The 16,013-nt window shown below is 61.6% G+C and carries 8 protein-coding genes and 3 rRNA genes; 6 read left to right on the top strand and 5 right to left on the bottom strand.

All coding sequences use genetic code 11. The features are described 5' to 3' along the window. Nucleotides 1-127 precede the first annotated feature (127 nt). Entirely contained in the window at nucleotides 128-1,135 is a 1,008-nt protein-coding gene (locus KB879_RS08595; RefSeq protein ID WP_211981008.1) for a tripartite tricarboxylate transporter substrate-binding protein, read from the top strand. Between the two features lie 283 nt (nucleotides 1,136-1,418). After that, nucleotides 1,419-2,567 carry an MFS transporter gene (locus KB879_RS08590; RefSeq protein WP_013952404.1) on the top strand — a complete coding sequence of 383 codons (1,149 nt, stop codon included), beginning with the start codon at nucleotides 1,419-1,421 and terminating at the stop codon, nucleotides 2,565-2,567. A 78-nt stretch (nucleotides 2,568-2,645) separates the two neighbouring features. Here KB879_RS08590 and rrf read toward each other — a convergent pair. The 4 genes from rrf to KB879_RS08570 form a co-directional block, all read right to left on the bottom strand. After that, a 5S ribosomal RNA gene (gene rrf, locus KB879_RS08585) occupies nucleotides 2,646-2,758 on the bottom strand. Nucleotides 2,759-2,884: 126 nt separating this feature from the next. Further along, a 23S ribosomal RNA gene (locus tag KB879_RS08580) occupies nucleotides 2,885-5,765 on the bottom strand. Nucleotides 5,766-6,090: 325 nt separating this feature from the next. Beyond that, nucleotides 6,091-7,622: ribosomal RNA gene (locus KB879_RS08575) — 16S ribosomal RNA — on the bottom strand. The 16S, 23S and 5S rRNA genes sit together here, the layout of an rRNA operon. A gap of 535 nt (nucleotides 7,623-8,157) precedes the next feature. Further along, the gene (locus KB879_RS08570) at nucleotides 8,158-8,922 is read right to left on the bottom strand and encodes an NADPH-dependent F420 reductase (RefSeq protein ID WP_153954778.1); all 765 of its coding nucleotides are present in this window, start codon (nucleotides 8,920-8,922) and stop codon (nucleotides 8,158-8,160) included. Between the two features lie 218 nt (nucleotides 8,923-9,140). Here KB879_RS08570 and KB879_RS08565 point away from each other — a divergent pair, with 218 nt between their 5' ends. Together KB879_RS08565 and KB879_RS08560 are read left to right on the top strand one after the other, a co-directional pair. Next, complete coding sequence (locus KB879_RS08565; RefSeq protein WP_153954779.1) at nucleotides 9,141-11,462, top strand: TonB-dependent receptor; 2,322 nt, start codon at nucleotides 9,141-9,143, stop codon at nucleotides 11,460-11,462. A gap of 37 nt (nucleotides 11,463-11,499) precedes the next feature. Next, nucleotides 11,500-12,564, top strand: a complete 1,065-nt coding sequence (locus KB879_RS08560) for a beta-propeller fold lactonase family protein (protein ID WP_013956670.1) — start codon at nucleotides 11,500-11,502, stop codon at nucleotides 12,562-12,564. An 11-nt stretch (nucleotides 12,565-12,575) separates the two neighbouring features. Here the strand turns inward: KB879_RS08560 and KB879_RS08555 are convergent, their stop codons facing one another. Next, nucleotides 12,576-13,256, bottom strand: a complete 681-nt coding sequence (locus KB879_RS08555) for an ankyrin repeat domain-containing protein (RefSeq protein ID WP_153954781.1) — start codon at nucleotides 13,254-13,256, stop codon at nucleotides 12,576-12,578. Between the two features lie 354 nt (nucleotides 13,257-13,610). On the opposite strand from KB879_RS08555, the gene KB879_RS08550 reads away from it, so the two are divergent. Together KB879_RS08550 and KB879_RS08545 are read left to right on the top strand one after the other, a co-directional pair. Further along, nucleotides 13,611-15,341 carry a PQQ-binding-like beta-propeller repeat protein gene (locus KB879_RS08550; protein WP_013956667.1) on the top strand — a complete coding sequence of 577 codons (1,731 nt, stop codon included), beginning with the start codon at nucleotides 13,611-13,613 and terminating at the stop codon, nucleotides 15,339-15,341. Between the two features lie 88 nt (nucleotides 15,342-15,429). Beyond that, nucleotides 15,430-15,993 carry a cytochrome c gene (locus tag KB879_RS08545; RefSeq protein ID WP_228772493.1) on the top strand — a complete coding sequence of 188 codons (564 nt, stop codon included), beginning with the start codon at nucleotides 15,430-15,432 and terminating at the stop codon, nucleotides 15,991-15,993. The last annotated feature ends 20 nt before the right edge of the window (nucleotides 15,994-16,013 follow it).

Below are 16,013 nucleotides of genomic sequence, written 5' to 3'. Positions count from 1 at the left end.
TTTCATCAGGGATTAGGCACCCTTCACGAGAACCAGATTGTGGTCGCCGCGGCATGCCCCCATGCTAGCCGCGCACCCCCCGACAAGCCGCCCCGGACTCACGGTGCGGCACCAATCTGGAGACAGCATGAAGGATGCGAAGGATTTGCACGCCGCGCCACGATGGCTGGCGGGCGTGATGGTGATGGCTTCGGCGCTAGCTGGCACAAGCGGCGCGGCGGCGGCTGACGCCTACCCCGGCAAGCCGATCACGCTGGTCGTCCCCTACTCCGCCGGCGGCCCGACCGATGTCGTGGCACGCACACTGGCGCAGGCGATGTCGCAGGATCTCGGCCAGAGCGTGGTGGTGGAAAACCGCACCGGCGCCGGCGGCACTGTGGCTGCCGCCTTTGTCGCCCGCGCACAGGCGGACGGCTATACGCTGCTGATCCACCATAACGGCATGGCGACCGCGCCGGCACTGTACAAGAAGCTGTCCTACGCGCCGCTGAAGGATTTCGCGTATGTCGGCCAGGTGGCGGACGTGCCGATGACCCTGATGGGCCGCAAGGACCTGCCAGCCAAGACCGTACCGGAACTGATCCGCTACGTGACGCAGAACAAGGACAAGGTGTCGCTGGCCAATGCCGGGTTGGGCGCCGTATCGCAGCTATGCGGCGTGCTGTTCGAGCAATCGGTCCACGTAAAGCTCAATGCGATCCCTTACCAGGGCGCCGGCCCCGCGCTGACCGCGCTGCTGGGCGGCCAGGTCGACCTGCTGTGCGACCAGACCACGGCCACGCTGCCGCATATCCAGGCCGACCGCGTACGCCTGTTCGGCGTGACCACGCCGGCGCGGATCAAGGCGCTGCCCAGTGCGCCAACGCTGCAGGAAGGCGGTCTCAAGGGCTTTGACGTCAAGGTCTGGCATGGCATCTACGCGCCCAAGGGCACGTCGCCCGCTGTGGTGGCGCGGCTGACCAAGGCCCTACAGAAGGGGCTGCAAGATCCCGTGGTGATCAAGAAGCTCGATGGCCTGGGCGCGGAAATCGTGCCGGTCGACAAGCAGACGCCGGAAGGCCTGCGCACGCTGCTCAAGGCCGAGAGCGACAAGTGGCAGCCGCTACTGAAGTCGATGCAGATCGAAGCCGACTAAGCTTCTTGTCGGTCATGCCGCCGGTGCCAGGCACCGGTGGCCCTAATTGCTGGCATTACGTTATAGAATCATCCCCGACTTCTCCGGCGATCGTTCTGAATTGCCCATTCTCGCAGTAGCCGGTGCCAGCTCGCACCGCCTCTTCGCGCCCGACTCAGCGGCGCATTCATTTTCCGGATTTACCCACTGTTAGGCGGTAATGCCGTCTTGTTGCGTCGCGTTTTGCGCGTCTCGGCCGGTATCGCCACGTCCCCTCAATGTTGAAGTCCGAGGAGGCTTCCCCATGCCATCTCCCTGCCTGCTGCCCGTGCTTGCCCTCGCCGTGTGCATGGTCGGCGCTGCCGAATTCATGCTGTCACCGATGCTGGCGCCACTTGCAGGCGCCTTTGCCACCACCCCGGCTCGCGCATCGGGACTGGTATCTGCCTATGCCCTTTCCTATGCCGTCGCCGCGCCGCTGATAGGCTGGTTCTCCGATCGTGCCGGTCGGCGCCGCGTGCTGCTGGCTGCATTGCTGCTGTTCGCGCTGGATGGCATCGTCCTTACGCTCGCGCCTACGCTGCATGTCGCCATGGCATTGCGTATCCTCGGCGGACTCGCCGCCGCGGCCACGATTCCCACAGCCTTTGCATTGATCGCAGATCTGCTTCCCCCGGCGCGACAGGCCGGCGCCATGGGCAGCGTCATGCTGGGCATGAGCGCTGGCATTGCCGCAGGCCCGGCAGTGGCTGGGGTGCTGGCCGATGGATTGGGCTGGCGCGCACCTTTCCTTGTCACTGCCGGTGGTTGCCTGGCCGCATTTCTTGCCGGCTGCCACGTACTTCCGTGCAATCTGCCGCGCAGCGGCGATTCCCAGGAAAAACTCAGGAACACCGCGACATCTTCAGGCATCTTGCTGCCATTGATCGCGAAAGGCGCCTGGAATGGAAGCGCCGTGGCGGGCTATGTACTGGCGGGGGAAGTGCTGCGACTGCGTTACGGGCTCGGCGTGGCCGGTGTCGGCGCGGCACTGTCAGTGTTCGGCCTCGGCCTGGGCGTCGGCAATCTGCTGGCAGGGCGTGCCAGCCAGTGCTTCGTGCGCGAGGAAAGTGTTCTGATGGTAGCCACCGCGCTTGTCGCCGTGGCGATGACCCTGTTCACGACAGCCATCCTGGGGTTGCCCGGGTCGCTTGGCTGCCTGCTGGCATGGGGCGCGGCACTCGGCATCGCGGCACCATCGAGCACCGCCATACTGGCTCGGCGGGCTGCGACGGCAAAGGGACAGGTCCTGGCCGTCTCGGAAAGCATCAACAACCTGGCTGTGCTGATGCTGATACCGATCGCGGCCGGCTCACTGGCAGTGCACGGCACCGTCCCAGCCGCATTGCTGGTTGGAGGCTGCTGCCTGGCCGGCGTTGCACTGACTGTCGCGGACCGGCGGATGACGGCATGAGGTGGCGCGGGTGCGATATTCCGCCGCGCCAAAGCAAAAACCCCCAGCCTTTTGGGCTGGGGGTTCTGCGGTATAAGAGCCTGGCGATGACCTACTTTCACACGGGTATCCGCACTATCATCGGCGCGGAGCTGTTTCACGGACCTGTTCGGGATGGGAAGGGGTGGTTCCAGCTCGCTATGGTCACCAGGCATAAGGGGTTGCAGCGCTGAGGTTGAGGTCAACGCTGCGAATAGGGATGTAGTTGGGGTTGTGCGTCTTGTGTCAACTGTTTCGGCACAGTCACGATCACACACCAGGCAAAACACACTGGTTATAGGATCAAGCCTTACGGGCAATTAGTACTGGTTAGCTTAACGCATTACTGCGCTTCCACACCCAGCCTATCAACGTCCTGGTCTCGAACGACCCTTCAAGGAGGTCAAGCCTCCAGGGAATCCTCATCTTCAGGCGAGTTTCCCGCTTAGATGCTTTCAGCGGTTATCTCTTCCGTACATAGCTACCCTGCGATGCCTCTGGCGAGACAACAGGTACACCAGCGGTACGTCCACTCCGGTCCTCTCGTACTAGGAGCAGCCCCCGTCAAGATTCCAACGCCCACGGCAGATAGGGACCAAACTGTCTCACGACGTTTTAAACCCAGCTCACGTACCTCTTTAAATGGCGAACAGCCATACCCTTGGGACCGGCTACAGCCCCAGGATGAGATGAGCCGACATCGAGGTGCCAAACACCGCCGTCGATATGAACTCTTGGGCGGTATCAGCCTGTTATCCCCAGAGTACCTTTTATCCGTTGAGCGATGGCCCTTCCATTCAGAACCACCGGATCACTATGTCCTGCTTTCGCACCTGCTCGACTTGTCGGTCTCGCAGTTAAGCACGCTTTTGCCATTGCACTTTAGGTACGATGTCCGACCGTACCAAGCGTACCTTCGAACTCCTCCGTTACACTTTGGGAGGAGACCGCCCCAGTCAAACTGCCTACCATGCACTGTCCCCGACCCGGATTCACGGGTCAAGGTTAGAACCTCAAACAAACCAGGGTGGTATTTCAAGGACGGCTCCACGTGAACTAGCGTCCACGCTTCAAAGCCTCCCACCTATCCTACACAGATCGGTTCAAAGTCCAATGCAAAGCTACAGTAAAGGTTCATGGGGTCTTTCCGTCTAGCCGCGGGGAGATTGCATCATCACAAACACTTCAACTTCGCTGAGTCTCGGGAGGAGACAGTGTGGCCATCGTTACGCCATTCGTGCAGGTCGGAACTTACCCGACAAGGAATTTCGCTACCTTAGGACCGTTATAGTTACGGCCGCCGTTTACCGGGACTTCAATCAAGAGCTTGCACCCCATCATTTAATCTTCCGGCACCGGGCAGGCGTCACACCCTATACGTCCACTTTCGTGTTTGCAGAGTGCTGTGTTTTTATTAAACAGTCGCAGCCACCATTTTATTGCAACCCCTTCACCCTTCTGGCGCAGGCCAGTCAAGCTACCAGGGCGTACCTTATCCCGAAGTTACGGTACCAATTTGCCGAGTTCCTTCTCCCGAGTTCTCTCAAGCGCCTTAGAATACTCATCTCGCCCACCTGTGTCGGTTTGCGGTACGGTCTCGTATGACTGAAGCTTAGAGGCTTTTCTTGGAACCACTTCCAATTGCTTCGCAGCACTAGGCCGCTCGCCCCACATCCTTGAATTCCGCGCCCGGATTTGCCTGAGCGCCTTCTCCAATGCAGGGACCGGGACTTCCAACACCCGGACAACCTTCCGCGATCCGTCCCCCCATCGCATCATACGACGGTGCAGGAATATTAACCTGCTTCCCATCAGCTACGCATCTCTGCCTCGCCTTAGGGGCCGACTCACCCTACGCCGATGAACGTTGCGTAGGAAACCTTGGGCTTACGGCGAGGGGGCCTTTCACCCCCTTTATCGCTACTCATGTCAGCATTCGCACTTCCGATACCTCCAGCATCCTTTACAAGACACCTTCACAGGCTTACGGAACGCTCTCCTACCACGCACATTACTGTGCGTCCGCAGCTTCGGTATATAGCTTAGCCCCGTTACATCTTCCGCGCAGGACGACTCGATCAGTGAGCTATTACGCTTTCTTTAAAGGGTGGCTGCTTCTAAGCCAACCTCCTGACTGTTTTAGCCTTCCCACTTCGTTTCCCACTTAGCTATATTTGGGGACCTTAGCTGGCGGTCTGGGTTGTTTCCCTCTTGACACCGGACGTTAGCACCCGATGTCTGTCTCCCGTGATTGCACTCTTCGGTATTCGGAGTTTGCTATGGCGGGGTAATCAGCAATAGACCCCCCAACCATGACAGTGCTCTACCCCCGAAGGTGAGACACGAGGCACTACCTAAATAGTTTTCGGAGAGAACCAGCTATTTCCAGATTTGTTTAGCCTTTCACCCCTATCCACAGCTCATCCCCTAACTTTTCAACGTTAGTGGGTTCGGTCCTCCAGTACGTGTTACCGCACCTTCAACCTGGCCATGGATAGATCATCTGGTTTCGGGTCTACACCCAGCGACTCAACGCCCTGTTCGGACTCGCTTTCGCTACGCCTTCCCTAATCGGTTAAGCTTGCCACTGAATGTAAGTCGCTGACCCATTATACAAAAGGTACGCCGTCACCCCTTACGAGGCTCCGACTGTTTGTATGCATGCGGTTTCAGGATCTATTTCACTCCCCTCCCGGGGTTCTTTTCGCCTTTCCCTCACGGTACTGGTTCACTATCGGTCGATCACGAGTATTTAGCCTTGGAGGATGGTCCCCCCATCTTCAGACAGGATTTCACGTGTCCCGCCCTACTTGTCGTACACCTAGTTCCACAACGCTGTTTTCGCATACAGGGCTATCACCTGCTATGGCCGGGCTTTCCATCCCGTTCTGCTAACAATGCTGCTAAAGAGTACAAGGCTCTTCCCATTTCGTTCGCCACTACTTTGGGAATCTCGGTTGATTTCTGTTCCTGCAGCTACTTAGATGTTTCAGTTCGCCGCGTTCGCTTCCCTGACCTATGTATTCAGTCAGGGATGACCCATACGGGCCGGGTTTCCCCATTCGGACATCTCCGGATCAAAGCTTGTTTGCCAGCTCCCCGAAGCTTTTCGCAGGCTACCGCGTCCTTCATCGCCTGTGATCGCCAAGGCATCCACCACATGCACTTGTTCGCTTGACCCTATAACGAGTGTGTCTCGATTGCTCGAAACAGTCGCTACAGGATGAGTTCTCGCATTTGTGCCGTATTCCAAGTCATCTTTCGATCACTTAAATACATTTTGGTTGATACAATCACAACCCGGTATCGCGTTTTGTACTGCAGCGTCTCATCAACGCTTCGCGACACCTTTACTACATCCCATATTTTTAAAGAACAGCCGATCGTTAGATCGCTTGGCAATGCCAAATGAAAACGCTCTCGCGAAGCACTTTCATTTGGCCACCTGGCCTTAACCACAAACAAACCGATAAGTGTGAACGCTCGACTTGGGATGCACGCTCTGAAAGGAGGTGATCCAGCCGCACCTTCCGATACGGCTACCTTGTTACGACTTCACCCCAGTCATGAACCCTGCCGTGGTAATCGCCCTCCTTGCGGTTAGGCTAACTACTTCTGGCAAAACCCACTCCCATGGTGTGACGGGCGGTGTGTACAAGACCCGGGAACGTATTCACCGCGGCATGCTGATCCGCGATTACTAGCGATTCCAGCTTCACGTAGTCGAGTTGCAGACTACGATCCGGACTACGATGCGTTTTCTGGGATTAGCTCCCCCTCGCGGGTTGGCAACCCTCTGTACGCACCATTGTATGACGTGTGAAGCCCTACCCATAAGGGCCATGAGGACTTGACGTCATCCCCACCTTCCTCCGGTTTGTCACCGGCAGTCTCTCTAGAGTGCCCTTTCGTAGCAACTAGAGACAAGGGTTGCGCTCGTTGCGGGACTTAACCCAACATCTCACGACACGAGCTGACGACAGCCATGCAGCACCTGTGTCCACTTTCCCTTTCGGGCACCTAATGCATCTCTGCTTCGTTAGTGGCATGTCAAGGGTAGGTAAGGTTTTTCGCGTTGCATCGAATTAATCCACATCATCCACCGCTTGTGCGGGTCCCCGTCAATTCCTTTGAGTTTTAATCTTGCGACCGTACTCCCCAGGCGGTCAACTTCACGCGTTAGCTACGTTACTGAAGAAATGAATCCCCAACAACTAGTTGACATCGTTTAGGGCGTGGACTACCAGGGTATCTAATCCTGTTTGCTCCCCACGCTTTCGTGCATGAGCGTCAGTGACGTCCCAGGGGGCTGCCTTCGCCATCGGTATTCCTCCACATCTCTACGCATTTCACTGCTACACGTGGAATTCTACCCCCCTCTGACATACTCTAGCCTTGCAGTCACAAGCGCCATTCCCAAGTTGAGCTCGGGGATTTCACGCCTGTCTTACAAAACCGCCTGCGCACGCTTTACGCCCAGTAATTCCGATTAACGCTCGCACCCTACGTATTACCGCGGCTGCTGGCACGTAGTTAGCCGGTGCTTATTCTTCCGGTACCGTCATCGACCCCGGGTATTAACCAGAGCCATTTCTTTCCGGACAAAAGTGCTTTACAACCCGAAGGCCTTCTTCACACACGCGGCATTGCTGGATCAGGGTTGCCCCCATTGTCCAAAATTCCCCACTGCTGCCTCCCGTAGGAGTCTGGGCCGTGTCTCAGTCCCAGTGTGGCTGATCGTCCTCTCAGACCAGCTACTGATCGTCGCCTTGGTAGGCTTTTACCCCACCAACTAGCTAATCAGACATCGGCCGCTCCTGTAGCGCGAGGCCTTACGGTCCCCCGCTTTCACCCTCAGGTCGTATGCGGTATTAGCTAATCTTTCGACTAGTTATCCCCCACTACAGGGCACGTTCCGATGTATTACTCACCCGTTCGCCACTCGCCACCAGGCCGAAGCCCGTGCTGCCGTTCGACTTGCATGTGTAAGGCATGCCGCCAGCGTTCAATCTGAGCCAGGATCAAACTCTTCAGTTCAATCTCTGTGTGGACCCTCGCGGGTCCTCGCTCTTTCGAGCGGTCGCTCACTCTCAGAAAACTGACTGACCAGATCCGAAGACCCAGTCACGTTTTGCTGTGCGAGCACTGTATAACTTGTAAAGCTAAAAGACCGAAGTCTTCCGCATCCGTTATCAAGCGCCCACACTTATCGGTTGTTTGGTTGTTAAAGAACCCGCCCTTTCGGGCACCGCATCCGGCTTTGCCGTTTGCGTCGCTGCGTTTTGTTTGCAGCGGAGAAACGAGACTATAAAGAACTTTCTGCGATTAATCAATCATTTTCGAGAAATTCTTTTATTCTGGAAGGCTCGCTCTTTCGAACCGAGTTAATCCTTGCAAGTCTTTTCCCACCCCCGTTGCGCGGTGCCTTGCGAACGAGGGGGCGAATCTTAATGCCTGGATGCCTGCCTTGCAAGCGTTTTTGAGGAAAACCTGAAAGCGCCTCTTTTGCCACTTAAGTGCCCTCCCCTGCGACCCGAAAGGTGAACACATCGGCGAGCACCGGGACTAGCCCCTAATTCCCGCTCATCTTCCTGCGAAATTCCTCGGCGGTGCCAATCTGCCGGAACAGCGGCCCGCCCGGCGCGAACCTGTCCGCGCTGGCCAGCGGTCCCACCATCACCGGCTCGAAACCCGCATCGCGAACCAGTTGTGCCGCCACCTGCAGCGCCACCTGGTCGTCACCGGCAATCGGCACGGCAATCAGGCCGCCGGGCCGGTGATGTTCACTGGCGAAGTTGGTCGCCCCCATGAAATTAAACGCCCGCACCACACGTGCGCCGCGCAGGTATTTCGCCGTGGTGATGCCAATGCCGTTGCGCTGGGCTTCTTCGGCAATCGCGCCGTCGCGCTGGGGAATGGCATTGGTGGCATCCAGCACGATCTTGCCTGACCATGCCCCGGCATTCTCCTGGCTGAGTTGCGGCAACGCGCCGTAGGGGGTGGCGAGGAACAGCACGTCGGCAAAGGCGATGGCCTCCGCGACCGTGCCCGCCCGAGCCAGCGGGCCGAGGCCGTCGACCAGCGGCTTGAGCGATTCAGGATGACGCGACGAGAACAGGACCGGGTGCCCTGCCTTGACCCAGAGCCCTCCGACCGTCCCGCCGATGCGCCCCGATCCGATTACGCCGATGCGCGCCGGCCCCGCGTGACCCGCGGCGCCCGCTCCCTGAGCGCAGGCGCCCAGCGGCGGAAGGCTCAGCGCCAGGATGGCCAGTGCGCCCACCCGCAACAGCATGCGGCGGCGTTCAGGATCGATGACAACTGCCGGATCTTGCATCGCGCGCTCCTGCGAGGATTGCCTGGCCCTGCGGCCAGTACGCAAGATCTCCTCCTGCACACTGGCCGCCCAAAAAACTCTAGGCGAAAAAACGACCTGCCGGGCAATCCTTGGCACCGCCTGCGCGCTGGACTAGATTAGGTAGCATTTGCGCCACTCTAGGAAGTCTCCATCACAGCCACAGCTGCCCACGCGATGCTGCACGAGAGGGGAACCTCATGGCCTGCGCCCGCCGCCGCACCCGCCCGCCCCGGCATGCGCCAGGCATGGTCGCCATTGCGCTGGTGGCGGCCGCGCCTGTCGCGGCGCAGCAGGCCAGCCAGCCTGACGCGGGCAGGCTGGCGGACCAGGTCCACAACCTGAAGGAGGTCACTGTGGTCGCCCCGACGCCGTTGCCCGGCTTCACCATCGAGCGCCAGGCTTTTCCCGCCAACGTCCAGACCGCCACCGATGGCGACCTGGAACGCGCGAAGTCCGTCAACCTCCCGTCCTTCCTGGCGGAGAACATGACCGGCATCGTGGTCAATGACGCGCAGGGCAATCCGTTCGCGCAGGACATCCTGTATCGCGGCTACCGGCTCTCGCCGACGCTGGGTTCGGCACAAGGGCTGTCGCTATACCTGGACGGCGTGCGCCAGAACGCGGCCCTGGGCGACGTCATCAACTGGGCCGGCATGCCGGAGGCCGCCATCAGCACGGTAACGCTGGTGCCGGGCAGCAACCCGCTGTACGGGCTCAATACGCTGGGCGGCGCGCTTGCGCTGGTCACCAAGTCGGGCGAAACGCACCAGGGCGTGGAGGCCGACCTAAGCATCGGCAGCCATGGCCGAGCGCGGCTCGATGTCAGCACGGGCAAGTCGCTGGGCGACGGCTGGCACGCCTACTTTGGCGGCACCGGCTGGCGTGAGGATGGCTGGCGCGACAGCTCCGACAGCGATCTGGGCAACCTCTTCTTCAAGCTGGGCCGCTCGACCAGCGCCACCCAATGGAGCCTCAGCCTGCTCGGCAGCAACAGCCGGCTGTCGGGCAACGGCCTGACGCCGGATAGCATCTACCGCGCCGACCGAAGCGCCATCTACACCGCGCCCGATGTCACGCGCGCGAAATCGCTGCAGCTGACGCTCAATGGTGCGCACCAGTTCAATGCGCAGGACCAGCTACTGCTAACGGCTTATGTGCGCCGCACGCGCTCGCGCACCAACAGCGGCGATATCCACGACGACTACCTGGACACCCTGCGCGACTGCCAGGGCACCCCCGGCGCCGCAGGCTGCGAAGCGGACGAGGCGCCCGCCAATGCCGTGCTCAACGCCTCCACCGTGAGCGAGACCAGCTATGGCGTGTCTGCGCAGTGGTCGCACGATGGCGAGACGCACCGTTTCGCACTGGGTGCCGCGCTGGACCTGAACCAGTCGCGCTACGCGCAAACGACGCAGTTGGCCAGCTTCGACGCAGCGCGCAGGGCGCTTGGCGATCCCAATGCGCCAGTGGTCACCAATGCTTTGCTGGACGGCCACGACGGCACGGTGGGGCTGTACGCTACCGACACCATCCGACTGCTTCCCCAGACCTTCCTGACGCTGGCCGCCCGCTGGAACGAAGGGCGACGGCATACAGTGCTGGGCGCGCCCACGCCATCGGACGAACGCTTCACGTTCACACGGCTCAACCCGTCGGTGGGCGCATCGCACGCGCTGCTCGACAGCCTGACGATCTTCGGCTCCGCTTCGCAGGGCACACGCATGCCCACGGCGATCGAGCTGGGTTGCGCGGACCCTGCAAATGCCTGCCAGCTTCCTACCGGCCTGCAGGCCGATCCCCCCCTGCGCCAGGTGGTCACGCGCACCTTGGAGCTGGGCGGACGCTGGCAGCCGGCTGACACCACTGAACTGACCCTGGCGCTATACCGCAGCAACAACACCGACGACATCATCTTTCAGCGCTCGCCGTTCAGTCCGCTGGGCTATTTCTCGAACTTCCCGAAGACCCGCAACCAGGGCCTTGAGCTGGGCTTGCGGCAGCGGCTGGGCCGGCTGACGCTGCGCGCCGGCTACGGCTACACGCAAGCGACCTACCAGGCGGACGGCCAGTTGCAGACCCCCTTCGCTGCGCCGGTGGCGGTGCATCCGGGCACGCGCATGGCAGGAATCCCGCTGCACAGCTTCAAGCTCGGCGCAGACTGGCGCGCGACTGCCACCATCAGCGTGGGCGGCGACGTGATCGTATCGTCATCGCGTCCAGTCGCGGGTAACGAGGATGGCGCGCTCAGCGCGCAGAACCCCGGCCTTGCCCGCACCGCTGGCTACCTGCTACTGAACCTGCGCGCCAGCTGGCAGTTCTCGCCGCGCTGGCAACTCTATGGGCGCATCGACAACCTGTTCGACCGCCGCTACGAGACTTACGGACAGGCGGGCTACAACCTGTTCCCGGGCGGCACGCTGCTGTTGCCCGGCGCGGCCGTACCCGTCGAGCGCTTTGTGGCACCGGGCGCGCCCCGGCTGTTCTTGGTCGGCGTGCGTTATGAATGGGGCGGGCCCTGAGCGGGCCGCCATGCATCCGGGCAACGAGGAGAACGTCATGCCTTCGCACCTTCCATCCCGTACGCGACACATGCTGGCCGCTGGCCTCCTGGCGCTGGTGTGCCCGGTCGCCGCCGACGCAGCGCAGGCCTATGTGTCGACCGAAGGCGGCGGCATCGCCGTCATCGACCTGGACCGGCTCGAAGTCATGCCCAGCCTCCCGGCCGGGGGCAAGGGGCCGCGCGGACTGGCTGTGACCACGGATGGCAAATACCTGCTGGCGGCCAACAAGGGCACGGGCGACCTGTCGGTAATTGACCTTGCCACGGGGCAGCTGGTTCGCCGCGTGCCGATCGGACAGAACCCGGAGTTCGTGCGCGTGGCCGGGAACCAGGCCTTCGTCACCTACGAACCGGGCGAGCGCTCCGGCCCGCCCGGGGCCGCGCCGCCCCCATCCGCGAAGGGTAAAAGCGATGACGACAAGCCCCTGCCGGCGGAAATCGCCGTGATCGACCTCAAGGACTGGCGCGTAAACCGTAGGATCCGCAGCGGGCTGGAAACCGAAGGTATTGAGTTCTCGCGCGACGGCAAGCTGATGCTGGTCACCAATGAAGGCGACGACACCGTCACGGTCTATGAGAACGCCAGCGGCAGGCAAGTAAAGCTGCTGCCAATGCCCGCCGGTTCGCGCCCGCGCGGCATCAAGGCAAGCCCGGACGGCAACCGCTATGTGGTGACGCTGGAATCAGCCAATGCCTTCGTCGTGCTCGACGCCACGAACTTCCGCGTGCTGCGCACCGTGCCGACGCGCACGGGTCCCTACGGGGTGGCGTTCGATCGCGCCGGTGAGCGCCTGTTCGTCGCCGCCTCGCGCGCCGACACGCTGCAGGTGTTCGATGCGCAGACCTTCGCGTCGCTGGCCGACATCGCGATAGGCAAGCGCTGCTGGCATTTCAGCTTCACGCCGGACGATGCGCGGCTGCTGGTGGCCTGCGGGCGCTCCAATGCGGTCTATGTCATCGACGCACGCACCTACGAGCCGGTGCGCCAGTTCGACGGGCTGCCGCTGAGCTGGGGCATCGTGACCTATCCCAAGAGCGTGGGTTCGATCGATTCGCCGTAAGCGCAGCGGCGCTACTTCGCCGGTGCCGCTGCGGTCTGGCTGCCCGCCAGCGCGGCGGCCACGTTCTTCGCACCAGCCTGCTCGGCAATCTCGCGCGCAGTCAGCCCGCGATCATCCCGCAACGAGGCATTTGCGCCACGCGAGAGCAGCAACTGGACCACGTCACTCATGTCATAGCCGGCCGCCCACATCAGTGCCGTCAGGCCATGTGCGTAGCGCGCGTTGATATCGACGCCGGCATCGAGCAACTGCCTCACCACCGCCGTGCGGCCCTCTCCCGCTGCGTAGATCATGGCGGTCTTGCTGACGCGGTCGGTGGCGTTCAGCTCGGCATGACGCGCCAGCAGCATCGCGGTGATCTCCTGGTAGCCACCAAACGCAGCCGCCATCAGCGGCGTCACGCCTTGCACGTTCGGCAGGCTGACGTTAGCGCCGTGTTCCACCAGCACACGCGCCATGCCGGTCAGGCCGCGCTTTGATGCCGTCAGCAATGGCGTGTCGCCGATGCGGCTGCGCGAGTCCGGCGCGGCGCCCTGCTTCAGCGCGCCGAGCACCCCGGCCTCGTCCCCGGCGCGCGCCGAAGCCAGCAACCGCGCGTTCAGGCTGATGTCGTCATCGGCAAGTGCCCGAGCTGCAAGCAGGCCAAGCGCGCACACGCACACCATTGAAATCCTTCGCAGATCACGATTCATATCTGGCTCCTCCGATGACAACCGGCGCGATGCATTGCGCAAGACAGGTACCGCAACGCAAGGCAATTCCCGGTGTCTTCTGCTTACCCGCCCGCTAAGTCTGGTGCGCAGGAAGCACAAATTCAAGCGGCCTTTTCATGCTGCGATGCATCGGTTCAACGATGTCCTTGCAGTGCAGAAAGCCGCGCTGCATGTGCTTGTTGTTTTGCTTGGGTTCTTGCCTATACTGCACTTCACCTCGGGGCCGCTTCGACGCGCGGCAGGGCCTGCTTTGCCTCGCCACGATACGCATCGGCTTGTGCGTGTCGCTCACCCAAGCGGCCAGGTCGACAAGAATCGAATAAGGAGCGCCCCATGCTCTCATTCTCTCGCCTCTCCCGGCACACCCTCCCCTTGCTGTTCCTCGCCTTCCATGCATCCGCCGCGCTCGCCGCCGAGGATATCCAGGGCAGCGCGACCACGCCAGGCGCGCCTATGTCCAGTGCGCTGCGCCCGGTCACCCAGGCACAGTTGGATGCTGCAGGCACCAACGGCAACGACTGGCTGCACTCCAACGGGTCGTACGTGCAGATGCGCTACCATCCAGCGGCGCAGATCAACACGAAGAACGTCGCCAGGCTGCGCCCCGCCTTCATCTTCCAGACGGCAGTGATGGAGTCGATGGAGACTGCGCCGATCGTCGTAAACGGCGTCATGTTCCTGACGACTTCCTACAACCACGTCTATGCCATCGACGCGGTGACGGGGAAGGAGTTCTGGCACTACAAGCACAAGATGGGACCGGTCACCACGTTCTGCTGCGGGCCTAACAACCGTGGCGTGGCAATCAGCGGCGATCGCCTCTACATGGGCACGCTCGATGCCAAGCTGGTCGCGCTTGATGCCAGGACCGGCAAGCTGCTGTGGGAAACCCAGATCGCTGACCCGGAACTCGGCTACTCCGAGACCATGGCGCCGGTGGTCGTCGACGACAAGGTCCTGATCGGCACCAATGGCGGCGAATACGGCATCCGCGGCTTCGTCAAGGCGTTCAGCACGACCGACGGCAAGCTGCTGTGGACCTTCCACACCATCCCCGAGAAGGGCCATGAAGGGGTGTGGGCCACCAAGGACGCCACCGGGCGCGACATGAAGCGCGACATCGCCGCCGAGAAGAAGATGCTGGCCGACAAGGGCGGCGACTTCTACAAGACGCTTGGTGGTGGCGTGTGGATGGCCCCGGCGGTCGACCGCGCCAACAAGCTGGCGATCTTCGTGGTGGGCAATCCGTCGCCCGACCTGTACGGCGCGATCCGTCCCGGAGACAACCTGTACACCGATTCCCTGGTCGCGGTCGACCTGAACACCGGCGCCTACAAGTGGCACTCGCAATATATCGCCCATGACGTGTGGGACCTGGATGCAGCCAGTCCGCCGATCCTCGTCGACGTGCGCGATGAAAAAGGCCAGATGATCCCGGGCGTCATCCACGGCGGCAAGACCGGGCACGTCTATGTGCACGACCGCCGCGACGGCCGACTGATCCGCTTCTCGCAGGCAATGATCCCGCAGGAGAACATGTGGACCCTGCCCACCCCGCAAGGTGCGCGCATGCTGCCGGGCGCCAACGGGGGAGTGGAATGGTCGCCGATGGCGTTCAACCCCAAGATGCGGCTTGCCTATGCCGCCAACCTGCATCAGCCAATGACCTACCAGGTCGAAGATGTCCCCTATCCAGGCGGCAAGCTGTGGCTGGGCGGCGCCTTCAAGGTCATCCCGAGCGAGCAGCAGTGGGGCAAGCTCTCGGCGGTCAATATCGATAGCGGCAAGGTGGCGTGGGATTACAAGACCGAGCAGCCGCTGATCGGCGGCGTGCTGGCAACGGCCGGCGGCCTCGTCTTCACTGGCGAAGGCAACGGTCTGTTCAAGGCATTCGATGCGGCCAACGGCAAGATGCTGTGGCAGTTCCAGTGCGGGGCCGGCGTGAATTCGCCGCCAGTGTCCTATACCGTCGGCGGCAAGCAGTACATTGCCGTCGCGGCCGGCGGCAACACCCAGCTCGACTTCAAGCGTGGCAACAGCATCTTTGTCTTTGCGGTGCAATAGGTTCGCCGAAAGCGATCCCGGAATGCCGACTATCCCGCTCCGTCCGCGCCGCCGCCTTCCCGCGGCGCGGCGCGCCGCGGTGCCCGCCATGGTGACTGCACTGCTGGCACTGTTGGCCGCAAGCGGCAATACCCGTGCCGAAGCGGCCGCCGGGCAGGCCAAGGCGCAGGTCTGCGTTGCCTGCCATGGTCCGCAGGGCAATTCCACCAATCCTGCCTATCCGCATCTGGCGGGACAGACCGCGCGCTACCTCTACCTGCAGTTGCGTGACTTCAAGGAAGGACGGCGCAGCGACCCTGCCATGTCGCCAATGGCCACGCCTTTGTCAAAAGAGGACATGCAGGACCTGTCCGACTACTTTGCCGCGCAGACGCCGACAGCGTCGACCTACAAGGTCGACGCAGCGCGGGTCGCCGCCGGGCGCAGCAAGTCCGAAGAAGTGCTGTGCACGATGTGCCACCTCGGAGGATTTGCCGGGCAGAACGAAATACCGCGGGTAGCCGGGCAGCAGTACGCGTATATCGTCAAGCAGCTGGAGGATTTCCGCGCCAGGCGGCGTACCAATGACGCGGGGAGCATGACCAGCGTGTCGCGCAACCTAAGTGATGACGACATCAGGAATCTCGCCAACTACATTACCGGCCTGAATTGATCTGCCAATCAGGCCCGGCC

The organism is Cupriavidus sp. KK10, from assembly GCF_018223725.1.
Taxonomy (GTDB): Bacteria; Pseudomonadota; Gammaproteobacteria; order Burkholderiales; family Burkholderiaceae; genus Cupriavidus; species Cupriavidus necator.
The sequence above is the reverse complement of the archived record's forward strand: the minus strand, read 5'-3'. Positions and strand labels throughout refer to the sequence as shown.

Coding starts and splice junctions, on each gene's coding strand:
- KB879_RS08550 (WP_013956667.1), top strand. CDS start 13,611: ATGCTCTCATTCTCTCGCCTCTCCCGGCACACCCTCCCCTTGCTGTTC.
- KB879_RS08570 (WP_153954778.1), bottom strand. CDS start 8,922: ATGCAAGATCCGGCAGTTGTCATCGATCCTGAACGCCGCCGCATGCTG.
- KB879_RS08555 (WP_153954781.1), bottom strand. CDS start 13,256: ATGAATCGTGATCTGCGAAGGATTTCAATGGTGTGCGTGTGCGCGCTT.
- KB879_RS08565 (WP_153954779.1), top strand. CDS start 9,141: ATGGCCTGCGCCCGCCGCCGCACCCGCCCGCCCCGGCATGCGCCAGGC.
- KB879_RS08590 (WP_013952404.1), top strand. CDS start 1,419: ATGCCATCTCCCTGCCTGCTGCCCGTGCTTGCCCTCGCCGTGTGCATG.
- KB879_RS08545 (WP_228772493.1), top strand. CDS start 15,430: ATGGTGACTGCACTGCTGGCACTGTTGGCCGCAAGCGGCAATACCCGT.
- KB879_RS08560 (WP_013956670.1), top strand. CDS start 11,500: ATGCCTTCGCACCTTCCATCCCGTACGCGACACATGCTGGCCGCTGGC.
- KB879_RS08595 (WP_211981008.1), top strand. CDS start 128: ATGAAGGATGCGAAGGATTTGCACGCCGCGCCACGATGGCTGGCGGGC.